The 12,295-nt window shown below is 33.4% G+C and carries 10 protein-coding genes and 4 pseudogenes; 10 read left to right on the top strand and 4 right to left on the bottom strand.

The window, feature by feature from the left end; all coding sequences use genetic code 11:
- Positions 1 to 12: 12 nt before the first annotated feature.
- Positions 13 to 1,218: an MDR family MFS transporter gene (locus tag ACFVQC_RS19785; protein WP_377898994.1), complete on the bottom strand. Its 1,206-nt coding sequence runs from the start codon at positions 1,216 to 1,218 to the stop codon at positions 13 to 15.
- Between the two features lie 62 nt (positions 1,219 to 1,280).
- Between ACFVQC_RS19785 and ACFVQC_RS19790 the strand changes: the two are divergent.
- The 5 genes and pseudogenes from ACFVQC_RS19790 to ACFVQC_RS19810 all read left to right on the top strand — a co-directional run bounded on the left by ACFVQC_RS19790 (position 1,281) and on the right by ACFVQC_RS19810 (position 6,846).
- A pseudogene (locus ACFVQC_RS19790) lies at positions 1,281 to 3,057 on the top strand (ABC transporter substrate-binding protein).
- Positions 3,058 to 3,214: 157 nt separating this feature from the next.
- A complete protein-coding gene (locus ACFVQC_RS19795) occupies positions 3,215 to 3,838 on the top strand; it encodes a YhbD family protein (protein WP_377898995.1) in 624 nt (207 codons plus the stop codon).
- Between the two features lie 13 nt (positions 3,839 to 3,851).
- Complete coding sequence (locus ACFVQC_RS19800; protein ID WP_002065925.1) at positions 3,852 to 4,562, top strand: bactofilin family protein; 711 nt, start codon at positions 3,852 to 3,854, stop codon at positions 4,560 to 4,562.
- Between the two features lie 17 nt (positions 4,563 to 4,579).
- A complete protein-coding gene (locus tag ACFVQC_RS19805) occupies positions 4,580 to 5,287 on the top strand; it encodes a polymer-forming cytoskeletal protein (protein WP_219919040.1) in 708 nt (235 codons plus the stop codon).
- 23 nt (positions 5,288 to 5,310) lie between these two features.
- Positions 5,311 to 6,846, top strand: coding sequence for an MDR family MFS transporter (locus ACFVQC_RS19810; protein ID WP_002065927.1), 1,536 nt, complete (start codon positions 5,311 to 5,313; stop codon positions 6,844 to 6,846).
- Between the two features lie 55 nt (positions 6,847 to 6,901).
- Here the strand turns inward: ACFVQC_RS19810 and ACFVQC_RS19815 are convergent, their stop codons facing one another.
- Together ACFVQC_RS19815 and ACFVQC_RS19820 are read right to left on the bottom strand one after the other, a co-directional pair.
- Positions 6,902 to 7,222: a hypothetical protein gene (locus ACFVQC_RS19815; RefSeq protein WP_002065928.1), complete on the bottom strand. Its 321-nt coding sequence runs from the start codon at positions 7,220 to 7,222 to the stop codon at positions 6,902 to 6,904.
- Positions 7,223 to 7,360: 138 nt separating this feature from the next.
- Positions 7,361 to 7,462 (bottom strand): annotated as a pseudogene (locus ACFVQC_RS19820) (isochorismate family cysteine hydrolase YcaC); the annotation flags it as partial.
- Between the two features lie 279 nt (positions 7,463 to 7,741).
- Between ACFVQC_RS19820 and ACFVQC_RS19825 the strand changes: the two are divergent.
- The 4 genes and pseudogenes from ACFVQC_RS19825 to ACFVQC_RS19835 all read left to right on the top strand — a co-directional run bounded on the left by ACFVQC_RS19825 (position 7,742) and on the right by ACFVQC_RS19835 (position 10,190).
- Entirely contained in the window at positions 7,742 to 8,512 is a 771-nt protein-coding gene (locus ACFVQC_RS19825) for a GNAT family N-acetyltransferase (protein ID WP_264541045.1), read from the top strand.
- A 73-nt stretch (positions 8,513 to 8,585) separates the two neighbouring features.
- Positions 8,586 to 8,681: pseudogene (locus tag ACFVQC_RS19830) on the top strand (HD-GYP domain-containing protein); the annotation flags it as partial.
- Positions 8,681 to 8,827, top strand: a pseudogene (locus ACFVQC_RS30235) (CsxC family protein); the annotation flags it as partial. The pseudogenes ACFVQC_RS19830 and ACFVQC_RS30235, both read left to right, overlap by 1 nt.
- A gap of 127 nt (positions 8,828 to 8,954) precedes the next feature.
- A complete protein-coding gene (locus ACFVQC_RS19835; RefSeq protein ID WP_377898996.1) occupies positions 8,955 to 10,190 on the top strand; it encodes a BC_2427 family protein in 1,236 nt (411 codons plus the stop codon).
- Between the two features lie 369 nt (positions 10,191 to 10,559).
- On the opposite strand, the gene ACFVQC_RS19840 is transcribed toward ACFVQC_RS19835, so the two are convergent.
- A complete protein-coding gene (locus tag ACFVQC_RS19840) occupies positions 10,560 to 10,991 on the bottom strand; it encodes a GNAT family N-acetyltransferase (protein ID WP_377898997.1) in 432 nt (143 codons plus the stop codon).
- Positions 10,992 to 11,215: 224 nt separating this feature from the next.
- Here ACFVQC_RS19840 and ACFVQC_RS19845 point away from each other — a divergent pair, with 224 nt between their 5' ends.
- Positions 11,216 to 12,076: a DegV family protein gene (locus ACFVQC_RS19845; RefSeq protein ID WP_377898998.1), complete on the top strand. Its 861-nt coding sequence runs from the start codon at positions 11,216 to 11,218 to the stop codon at positions 12,074 to 12,076.
- The last annotated feature ends 219 nt before the right edge of the window (positions 12,077 to 12,295 follow it).

Consider the following 12,295-nt stretch of genomic DNA (forward strand, 5'->3'; position numbering starts at 1 on the left):
AAAGAGCTGTTCCTATAGGGACAGCTCTTTTACTTTGCTTTTTTCTAACGATTGAACAAAAAAAGCTTGAATGATACCGCCAATTATTAATAAGAAGGCACAAATATAAAATAGAGTACTGCCGCTAAATTTGCTTAATATTAGTGCACCTACAAAAGGCCCACAAGTCCTTGAAATGTCCCAATGTATACCGTAAATAGAAAAGTACAATCCACGTCTATGACTTGGAGCCATTTGTGAAACGAATCGTAGTAAATGATTTAAAGCAATACTTTCCCCAATTACTAAAAAGAGTAGTGTTAAGAGTAATGACCATATTGTTGTGGAATAACCGTAGCCAATAGCAGCTAAAGTAAAGCAAGTATAGGAAATAACAATGATTTTAGCCATAGAAAATTGTTCAGACCATTTCACAAGGAAAATTTGGAGAATAACTTCCATGACAGCTTTACAAGTTGAGATAAATACAAGTATGAATAGAAAATTTGGAAATACACTTTCGGCGAATATACGATAATTCGATTCGGTTTGAGCGTAGAAAAAACTAATAGGAATTGTAGAAACCATGAGCCCAAATACAGCATAATGTTTTGAAATAAATTGTTTTGGCGAATATACTTCTTTCATTTTTTCATTGTTTCTTATAAGCGGGGCAGTTTCAGGAAGCTGCGTCCAAACGAGAATGGCATATAGCGTAAGGGCTACACCTTGTAAAATAAATAAATATTCAGGATGATTATTATAGAAAAAGGCGCCGATTAATGGGCCGATTACAGAGCCAATTGCTCCCATCGTTTGCAGAACCGCAAATATTTCAGCCTGTTGTTCTTCCTTCGTTAAGTCAGCGATTTGAGCGCGCTGTGCCGGAATATATAAAGAGCGGCCAATACCATTTACGACATACAATAAGGCGAAAAAGGCGACCGATTCAGCAAAAACGAACCCGCTTACGGCGAAAGCTTGTAAAACTAATCCGAGTAACATGATTTTCTTACGACCGTATTTATCTGTTACACCTCCAGCGATTAATGTAAACACAATATCAGCGAGAGGCTGCAATCCGAAAAGAAGCATTGTAACGATGACATTACCATTTAACGCTTTATTAACGTGAACGATAAAAATGATAGCTAACATTGCTTCAGTCGTCCGGACTAACAATTCACCGAACAACCGAATGAGGATTGGCCTATTATAACGTTTTAAAAGATGATTCATTTCTAATTCCTCCTTTCTATATTAAAATGATAAGATGGAAGCTACGAATGAAAAAGGGTAGAATGAAAGGGGAAGATTTTTCATCTTTTAGGGGGGCGTTTTATGAGCATTTTGGAGCAATATATGAACCTATGGCTCCAGTATGGAAAAGGGAGAGCAGAGGGGGAGCAATTAGAAATAACAATACAAAATATATCCGAAACATTATTTTGTACAGAGCGGAATAGTAAACTAATCATAAAAAAATTAGAAGAATTACATTGGATTGTGTGGTTTCCTGGCCGAGGAAGAGGGAATCGTTCAAAGTTGTTATTTCAAAAACATCCACTTTTATTAATTTTAGAAAGAGGAAAAGAAATAACGAAACAAGGGGACGTAAAAAGCGGGATCGCTTTTATCGAACGGTATAGCTCGTATTTTCCATCGCTTCAACCACAATTTCAAACTTGGATTGATTCAATATTTGGTTATCAAGTTGAAAGGACGTCTCAAGGGAGAAGAGATGTGCTACGTTTGCAAGTTCAAATGAATCTAGACATTGCATTAGATCCTGTATACGCCACGATGCGTTCGGAATGTCATATGGTCAAACATATATATGACACGTTAGTGTATGTAGACGGAAGTACAAACAATGTAGAGCCACGACTGGCGTTTTATTGGGAATATGATGATCAGAAACATATATGGACCTTTTACTTACGAAAAGGCGTTCAGTTTCATAACAGGAAAGAATTTACCGCTTATGACGTAGTACATACATTTGAACAATTCTTGAAAGCTAAAAATAATCCGCATGCTTGGATGTTACAGCACGTTGAAAGTTTACATATTCTTGATGACTACATTGTGCAGATTCGGTTATCTACAGATAATAAGCTGTTTTTACATGCTTTAAGTGCAGAACAGTGTTCTATTATAAGTGAAGATGGAAAAGGTAATTTAATTGGTACAGGACCGTTTCGATTATGCGAAAAAAATGAGGATGTATTCGTATTAGAAGCACATGATTTTTATTTTCGCGAGCGATCTTTTCTCGATCGAATTGAATTATGGAATGTAGGGCACAGTGTAAATACGTGCGATATTTTAGCGAAAGCACACTATAACAATATAGAAAAGTATCATAAAGAACTAACTAGACTGGAGTCGAATGTAACATACATTACATTAAATACCGCAAAAGAAGGACCTATGCAAAACACGATGTTTCGGAAAGCTCTATATAAAATCATTCATAGCCATGCGCTTATTGAGGAATTGCAAGGAGCGCGCGGAGAAATAGCAGAAGAATTGGTTCTAACAAAGGATGACACATTACATATAAATGAGGATATATATACGCTTATTAAAGAGAGCTCTTACCGTAATGAAACACTGCGACTATATACATTTACAGAACAAGATCATGCTGAAGACTCATATTGGATACAAAACGAGTGTGCGAAGTATGGCGTCACTATTGAAGTCGTTTTACTTGAAACAAAAGAGTTATTGCAAACAAGTACGATACAAAAAGCTGATATAATGCATGATAGTGCGACAATTAGTGAGCGTATTGAAGAAAGTTTACTATATATGTTTCTTACAAAAAACAGCTTTATTCATCAGCATTGCAATATAAAATTTGACGAAGTATTACAGCCTTATTTTACAGAAAAACAATTAGAGAAACGGATGACACTGTTACGCGATACTGAGGACACACTGTTGCGTGAAATACATATCATTCCTTTATATCGCAATAAACAGCGAGTAAGTTCACACGAAAAAATACAAAATATAATGATTAATTCACAGGGCTGGATTGATTTTTATGATATATGGTTTAAAGCTTGATATATAAAGGTTCTTACGCATTTTAAAGGTATGCGCAAGAACCTTTTTTGTATGTAAGGCAGGTTTGTTTCACACATTGTTACGCTACTTGTTATAAAAGTCTATTTACAGCGTAACAGTGTTATGTTACATTGTTATCAGAAGGAGTGATATACAGTTGAGTACAGATTTAATTTCAAAAAAAGATTTATTAGAACTAACTGGTATTTCATACGGACAATTATATAGGTGGAAGAGAAAAAATTTAATACCGGAAGATTGGTTTGTACGGAAGTCAACGTTCACAGGCCAGGAAACATTTTTCCCGAAAGAAAAGATATTAGAACGTATTGATAAAATCCAAACGATGAAAGAGGATTTATCACTTGATGAATTAGCAAATATGTTCTCACCGAGCGTGACAGAAATTCATTTAACAAAAGATGATTTGTTACGTAGGGGTATTGCATCAGAGCCAGTTTTACAATTCTTCATAGAACAAACGAATAAAACAACAGAATTTCAATTTGTAGATATTCTTTATGTGTATATGTTAGAAGAACTTCTTCAATCAGGAGACGTTAGCTTAGAAGAAGGGAAAATGGTTTTACAAGTTTTACGTGAAAATTATGAAGCGATTAAACATAAAAATTGTGACTTAGTTATTATTCGGAAGTTAGGGATTTCTACATGCTTCTTAGTATCAAGCGTTGAGGATTTAATTTTTGAAAAGGGAACAAAGATTGTTTTACGTGTAGCAATTATGAAATATACCGAAGCATTAAAAACTAAACTGTTGTAGTGGAGGAGAAATAATGCGTACAGAAAATTTAATTATAAATGGATATGGTTCATCAAACGGTGGAGAGTTTCATAAAGTGCAACTAAATGGAAAAGGAACTGTTAATGGAAACGTTGAATGCGACCAATTTGAATGTAATGGTTACGGAACTGTTACTGGTGATTTGAAAAGTGGCGATGCGAGAATTAGCGGATCAGGCAAAGTTGAGGGTACAGTTAGTGCAGAAACGATGCGAATCGATGGGAAAGGGACAATTACACAAGATGTAAAGGCGACCACTTTGAAAATTGCAGGAAAAGGGACGATAGGTGGTAATGTAACTGGTGAAGAATTTAAAATCAATGGTCAAGCGACGATTGATGGTAATTGTGAAGTTGATATTTTTTCTTCAGAAGGACAATTTACAGTTGGTGGATTATTAAGCGCAGATGAAATTAATATAAATATTCACGGTACATGTAGAGCGAAAGAAATTGGTGGTCAAACGATTAAAGTAAGACATAGATTAAGTACTTTTAGTAGACTTTTTAAAACAGTATTTGGCCTGCAGTTAGAAGCTGAACTGCTAGAAGGTGACAATATCGATATTGATTATGCTCACATAAAAACGGTAAGAGGAAATAATGTTACAGTAGGACCGAACTGTGAGATTGAACTCATTGAATATACCGGAGTTCTTACTGTTGATAAAAGCGCAAATGTAAAAGAAATTAAGCAGGTGTAAAGAAGGGAGCAATTGATATGGAAAATCAACATAGTCTTACTGTTAATGGATCAGGTAGCTCAGCAGGTGGAGATTATAACAAAGTAAAGATTCGCGGTGAAGGAACAATTTCTAATGATATGAGTTGTAATGAATTTAAAACGTACGGCACGAGTGAAGTACGTGGCAATATGAAAGCAAAGAATTATGTCGTGTATGGAGATAGTGAAGTGCAAGGGAATATGAAGGCGGAATATGTAAAAGTATATGGTAATGCCCAAGTACAAGGCGACGGACAAATTCATAAAACAAAAATTAGAGGTATGATAGAATTTAAAGGGAAGCTATCTGGTGATTTTGTAGATGTGACAGGCGCTTTAAATGTGAAGGGAGATATAGAAGTAGAGGAATTATTACTAACTGGCGGTCTTGAGAGTGATGGTTTACTTAATGCTGAAAATATTGAAATCTCACTTCGTTATGAAGGAAGTAAAGTAAAAGAAATCGGTGGGAAAAAGATTACAGTACGTAAAAAGGCGAGATTTATTCCTTTTACAAGTCATTCAGGAAGCCTTCAAACATCAATTATTGAGGGGGATGATATTTATTTAGAACATACAATAGCAGACGTAGTAAGAGGAAATCATGTTATAATAGGCCCTGGCTGTGAAATTAGTGTTGTAGAATATCATACTAGTTTTAATCAGAAAGGTAATACAGTCGTAAAAGAACATAAACAAATATAAGTAGTATGAGGGAGAGCAAGGCTATGGTTGAGAAGAATAATAAAATCGGCTTCGTTGTTGCCGGTTTATTGCTAGGTATCTTAATGGCATCAATGGATAATACCATTGTCGTAACAGCGATGGGAACGATTGTTGGTGACTTAGGAGGTCTTGAAAACTTTGTATGGGTCGTTTCTGCCTATATGGTCGCAGAAATGGCAGGCATGCCGATTTTCGGTAAACTATCAGATATGTATGGTAGAAAGAGATTCTTTATTTTCGGTTTAATCGTCTTTATGATTGGTTCGGCTCTTTGTGGAACTGCTGAAAATATTACACAGTTAGGTATTTATCGTGCCATTCAAGGTATTGGCGGCGGGGCACTAGTGCCGATCGCATTTACTATCGTTTTTGATATTTTCCCTCCAGAAAAACGCGGGAAAATGGGTGGATTATTCGGAGCAGTATTTGGTTTATCAAGTATTTTCGGGCCATTACTTGGCGCATATATTACGGATTATATTAGCTGGCACTGGGTGTTTTATATTAACTTACCACTTGGAATTTTAGCACTTATTTTTATTACATTATTTTATAAAGAGTCACGAGTTCATAGAGAACAAAAGATTGATTGGTTTGGTGCAATTACTTTAGTTGGTGCAGTAGTTTGTTTAATGTTCGCCTTAGAATTAGGCGGACAAAAGTATGATTGGGATTCTAGCTTTATTTTAAGTTTATTTGCTGGATTCGCTATTTTAGTAATTGCTTTTATTGTTATTGAACGAAAAGTAGCAGAACCAATCATTTCATTTGAGATGTTTAAGCAACGTCTGTTTGGAATGAGTACAATTATTGCCTTATGTTATGGGGCTGCATTTATGTCAGCAACTGTGTATATTCCGTTATTTATTCAAGGTGTATACGGTGGTACGGCAACAAACTCAGGATTATTGTTATTACCAATGATGTTAGGATCAGTAGTTACAGCGCAGTTAGGTGGATTTTTAACATCGAAACTTAGCTACCGTAACATTATGATTATTTCTGCTGTTATTATGCTAATTGGATTATTCTTATTAAGCACGTTAACACCAGAAACAAGTCGTATATTATTAACAATTTATATGGTTATTATCGGTTTTGGAGTTGGTTTCTCATTCTCTGTACTAAGTATGGCTGCTATTCATAACTTCGGTATGGAGCAACGCGGGTCTGCGACTTCAACTAGTAACTTCATTCGTTCATTAGGTATGACACTTGGTATTACAATCTTCGGAATGATTCAAAGAACGGGTTTCCAGGATCAATTAGAAGAAGCGTTTAAAGGTATGAGCGGGGGAATGAATTCAAACGCTTTAGGAGATTCAAGAGCCATTTTATCAGAATCGGCTAGATCTCAAATTCCGCCACAAATATTAGATAAAATTATTGACGCTCTTTCTAGTTCAATCGTTCAAACATTCATGTGGGCATTGGTACCAGCTGGTTTAGCATTCGTATTCATTTTCTTTATGGGAAATGAGCGCATGGTGTTTCAGAAAGAACAAAAGAATATAAAGAGTGAAACATCAAAATCTTAATGAAAAAGCTCCTTTCAAATTTGAAAGGAGCTTTTGTCGTATGTACGGTATTAGATTAGCCTTCGATAATTTCGTATTCTTCGTCTGCTAATAATAAAACTTGTGTTTTCTTACCTTTGTTTTGAACTTCGATTACATCGTATGTACCTAAGTCTCTTAGTTTGTTTTGAGAAGCATTAACCATAACTTCCATAGAATCAATTAAGATATCTTCTTCAATGTATGATTCAGGCAATGCCATATCTTCAGTTTCTAATACACATGCGTATAGATTTTGTAAGTTTTCAGCAGTTGGGTTTTGTTCCTCAACATCAATGATGTTTTTTACTGCATCCATATTTTCTTCTTTTGCTTGATATACTTTAATTTTAGCCATTGTTTTAATCTCCTTTATAACGTAATCGTAGAGGCTACACCTTATTATAACGTTTTTTTCATGAAAGATGAAATTGTTATATGTATTTATAGTAAAAAATATGTGTTATTACTTATTATTGGTGTAATTCCCTTATTAATCTAATGAGTAGTGCACTAGGCTGGAAATCAGACCGGTTTGATGATCCACTAGAAGAACAGCGACATCACTTTTTGAAAGACGGGAATAGAAATCAGTCATTTTATAATCCCCCTTAAAAAGCTTATTTATAAATCAATCTTACAGTGATGCGACTTGATTGGTATATGGTTAAAATTTTATCAACAAATAGGTTTTATTTGGATTATAAGATGTACGTTTTAAAATTGAAAAAGTGAATCTTTCATTTTTGATTAGATGTTATAATAAATTTATAATTGCTCGAAATTTAAGTTTAATGAACGGATATATATAACAGAAACATATGTTACCTCATGAAAATGTAGAATTATATTGATTTTGTAGAAAGCAGGAATGTAAATGATATATGAAGCGAATATACATACAAGAAAAAAATTAGTTTCCATGTTCGAAGATTTTAATAATGTTATTTTACTTTCTTATTTACAAGGACATATGGGTACTGCTTGGGTAAACGATCTTGAAAATCCGACAGTAGCACAAGTTACAGTAGGGATTTTTACATTTTATACTGGAGATCCAAATGTGAAAGAAACAGAAGCGTTATTACGTAATATTCCTGAAAGAATGTTAGTAATCGTAAATAGTGAAGAATGGAAAAAGCGTTTAGAAACATTTTATGAAAGAAAAATAGATAAGTTTTTACGCTATAAATTCAAACGTAATTCGGAAGTTTTTGATCGTTCAAAATTACAATCTTTTATATCAACACTTCCAAAAGGATATGAGTTAAGAAGAATAGATGAGCATATCGCAAATAATCCTACACTACATAAGCTTTCTGAAGATTTTACAAGTCAATTCCAATCAATAGATGATTATGTAAATCGAGGCATAGGTTATAGTATTTTATATGATGGAGAAGTCGTATGCGGCGCATCATCATATAGTATTTATGATGATGGTATTGAAATTGAACTTGCTACTGACCCGAATCATAGAAGAAAGGGTTTAGCGAATGTAGTTAGTGCGGCCTTAATATTGGATTGTTTAGAAAATGGGAAATATCCAAACTGGGATGCAGCCAATAGCACTTCTGCTAAACTAGCTGAAAAACTAGGATATGTTTTTGATAAGGCGTATGATACTTATTTTGTGAATAATAGGTAAATGAACGGAGAGTTGTACGAATTGTACAACGTAAAGGAATTAAAGTGAAAAATAGTGACTAGAATGTTTCTATAGAATTGTTGCGAAAGCAGATGCGTTCGATGCAATGACTTCTTCGAGAGCATATCGTGCGGCTCTATCTCCTGAAGAAGCTTATAAACGTATCATTATGTCGAATTAGTAAGTGCTCAATTTTTCGAATTAGACTTTTCACCTTGTCCAACAGAATTAAACGAGCCATTTGGAACTCTTCGTGAAAAAATTGTACTAGACCTTACTTTAAAAGTTTTACAAGTACAACAAGTACAAGTATAAAACTAAAAAAGCATTGTCTTTATTAAAAAGACAATGTCTTTTTTATTATTATAAAACATATATAATGATGAAATGGTCGCGTACAAAAAGCATATTTTTAGGAATTACATCAGATGGGGGGATGGTGATGAATAAGCCATGGGTTGGTAAAGAAATATGGAACAAAGTTTACAAATGGAAAATGCTGAATGTTCAAGATGATTCACGTGAAATAAGAGAAAAAAAGAAAAGTAAAGATACAGAGTCAAAAAAAGAAGATAAAGTAACTGGAATAGAGAAAGAAAGTGAAGAAACTGAATCAAAAAAAGAAGATAAAGCAATTAAATTAGAGAAAGAAAGTGAAGAAACTGAATCAAAAAAAAAAGATAAAGCAATTAAATTAGAGAAAGAAAGTAAAGAAACAGAGTCAAAAAAAGAAGATAAAGTAATTGGATTGGAGAAAGAAAGTAAAGAAACAGAGTCAAAAAAAGAAGATAAAGTAATTGGATTAGAGAAACAAGAAATAGCAATTGAATCAAAGAAAGAAAGTGAAGAGACTGAACCAGCAAAAGAAAATAAAGTGATTGGATTAGAGAAAGTAGAAGTAGCAAATGAATCAGAGAAAAAAAGTGAAGAAACTGAATCAAAGAGAGAAAGTATAGGTTTAGGATCAAAAATAGAGACTTCAGTGCATTCAATGGTAGTGAAAACTCCATTTTCTATTATTTCAGAAGTGTCTAGCTTTAAAGTATTTCCAAAAATAAATGTGAAAAATCAAGATGCATTTGTATTTCGAAATGAAAAAGATGCGGAGGGGCGTGAATTAGATTCTAAGTTATTAACTACAGTGCAACAGCATCATTCGGAGGCTTATTGTAAATTAGTTTCTTTAAATCTTCATGAAAAGAGAGTGCTTGTTGAATTATATAATCAAAAAGTCAAAGGGAATATTGAAGAGAATCGGGTAGAGACATCTACATGGATACCTATCCACAGTATAATATTAGAGAGTGGAAATGAAGGAGAAATAAATAATAATATAACAGCCAGACTACCAATAGAAATAGGGAAATATAAAGGTGAAATTAGTTTACGAGAAAAAGTTGTATTTACAGAAAAAGTCATAGGAATAAAAGAGGTGGAACAGGAGATTGTTTTGACAAAAACTGAATTCTTAGTGCCAAAAGTAAAAAAGAATGGACAAAATGCATTTACAGTTGAAAAAGGTAGCTTATTGGTAGAAGGCTATATTTATCAATGTATTGAATACATTTCAGAACAAAGTACATTTCATGATAATGTGTATCAGTTAGTACAAAATATTGTATTAGAATTAATCATTCAAGTGATACAAGAACAGGAAGTGCAAGTGCGAATTACATAAAAATGATTATATTCCCTTGATTAGCTCATTATTTTTATTCATTGCGTACCAAGGCGTAATCTTTAGTAAATCATTTAGTGCTATAGAATATCCTCCAAACGGTTTATCCTCAATGAATTCATTTTCATATTTATGAAGGATGATATTATTGCTAGCTAGGATAGTTACTTAATTGTATGAATTTCTTCAGGGGTATGTTTTAAAAAAGTGCTAACAAGTTTGTAAACGTTCTTGCTAACACTTATTTAAAACGGACATAAAATTGGCGTACATGTTGTTTGATTAATGAAGCTAATTAAATAACATAGATAATTACATCTTATAACCTAGGGTGTAATATAAAGTATATTCACTCCTTTTTTACAAAACTCACAACTTAAATAGTAAAACATGTTTATCGTAATTTTCCAAACACCAATTATATTTTTTTAGAATAATTGGGTGGACAACTTCTTTCGTAGTATTAACTTCAGTAAAGCCATATTTTTTATAAAAACTTTCTAGTTCTTCAAAAGGAAGACAATACACATTTTGTATTTGTAATTTTTTCGCAGTTTGTACTAAAAATGAAACAAGTTCCTCAGCTAATTGTAGACCCCTGAATTTAGGAAGAATGAAAATTCCACCCATTTCAATTGTATCTTCATCTATTTGGACTAAACGTCCAACACCTGCGTACGCATTGTTGTATGTAATGATCGCAACTGTATCCCGCTTTAAATCACTTCGTACAAACCCTATCGATTCATATTGATTATTAATCCATTCTAAATCATTTGATGTAGCCAGTTGAATACTCATATGTATCCTCCTTCAGAAAACTTTTACTATTTCTGTTATACATAATATAATATCAGGAAAAAAGTGGTTTGAATGGAATGATTTTTATTAACAGTTCAAGTTTTGAAGAATAGTGCATACAATATAAAGTGTTTTCCTTTCTTCATTTAAGTTTTACGTATATAATTTAAAAGTACTATTTATATTTTATTTTTTTATATTTATAACAGAATAGAGGTTTAAAAATGGGCGTTAAAATCATTACGGATAGTGCGGCGGATTTACCGGTAGAATTGCTGCAAGCATATGATATAGATTTAATTCCACTCCGTGTATATGATGAAGCAGAAACAGAGTATTTAGATGGGGTTACATTAAAATCAGTTACATTACTGCAAAAAATGAGAGAAGGCGCAGTTTATAAAACGTCATTGCCTTCACTTGAAACATTCCAAGAAAAATTTGTTTCCTATGGAAAAGAAGGTAACCCTTGTATATATTTAGCCTTTTCATCTGAATTGTCTGGTACATATCAATCGTCAGTTCTCATTAAAAAAGAAGTGAAAGAAACATACACTGATTTAGATTTAGAAATTATTGATACAAAATGTGCCTCACTCGGTCAAGGTATTGTCGTATTAGAAGCTGCTAAAATGGCAAAAGAGGGCGCGTCAAAAGAAGAAATCTTAAACCGTGTCGCTTTTCTAATGGAGCATATGGAGCATATCTTCACTGTAGCTGATTTACAATACCTTGTAAGAGGTGGCCGTTTAAGTAAAGTAGCTGGTTTCATCGGTGGTTTGCTAAACATTAAGCCGATTTTAAATGTGGATGAAGGAAAGCTTGTACCACTTGAAAAGGTACGAGGGAAAAAGAAAGTATTAAGCCGCATTGTTGATATTATGGAAGAGCGCGGAAAAGACCTTAAAGATCAAACAATCGGTATGACTCACGGTGACGACTTAGAAACAGCTGAAGCATTAAAATCATTAATTACTGAAAGATTCGGCTGTGAAGTATTTATCGTAAATACAATTGGTGCAGCAATCGGAGCGCATACAGGACCAGGTGCGTTAACATTGTTCTTCTTAAATGAAGTAGAGTAAAGGATTGATCTTTTGATCAATCCTTTTTTTATTCTAATATAATTGTTTTTTATGAATGAAAAACATGTAATTTTTTATTAGTTAGTAGCTTTCTTTTTAGTAGGTAAGAGGGTAGATAGGAAAATGGTGAAGGCTAGTATGAAACCAAATGTTTCAGTATCATCAATTACTAAACCATTGTTCCACTGATAAAGGAAGGATGCTAGTATTAAAAGAGTT

This window comes from Bacillus sp. NPDC057893, from assembly GCF_042796455.1.
Lineage (GTDB): Bacteria > Bacillota > Bacilli > Bacillales > Bacillaceae_G > Bacillus_A.

Bases quoted from the DNA above. Each gene is read 5' to 3' on its own strand.
- ACFVQC_RS19825 (WP_264541045.1), top strand. From the start codon at position 7,742: ATGATATATGAAGCGAATATACATACAAGAAAAAAATTAGTTTCCATG.
- ACFVQC_RS19835 (WP_377898996.1), top strand. From the start codon at position 8,955: ATGAATAAGCCATGGGTTGGTAAAGAAATATGGAACAAAGTTTACAAA.
- ACFVQC_RS19785 (WP_377898994.1), bottom strand. From the start codon at position 1,218: ATGAATCATCTTTTAAAACGTTATAATAGGCCAATCCTCATTCGGTTG.
- ACFVQC_RS19840 (WP_377898997.1), bottom strand. From the start codon at position 10,991: ATGAGTATTCAACTGGCTACATCAAATGATTTAGAATGGATTAATAAT.
- ACFVQC_RS19845 (WP_377898998.1), top strand. From the start codon at position 11,216: ATGGGCGTTAAAATCATTACGGATAGTGCGGCGGATTTACCGGTAGAA.
- ACFVQC_RS19815 (WP_002065928.1), bottom strand. From the start codon at position 7,222: ATGGCTAAAATTAAAGTATATCAAGCAAAAGAAGAAAATATGGATGCA.
- ACFVQC_RS19800 (WP_002065925.1), top strand. From the start codon at position 3,852: ATGCGTACAGAAAATTTAATTATAAATGGATATGGTTCATCAAACGGT.
- ACFVQC_RS19810 (WP_002065927.1), top strand. From the start codon at position 5,311: ATGGTTGAGAAGAATAATAAAATCGGCTTCGTTGTTGCCGGTTTATTG.
- ACFVQC_RS19805 (WP_219919040.1), top strand. From the start codon at position 4,580: ATGGAAAATCAACATAGTCTTACTGTTAATGGATCAGGTAGCTCAGCA.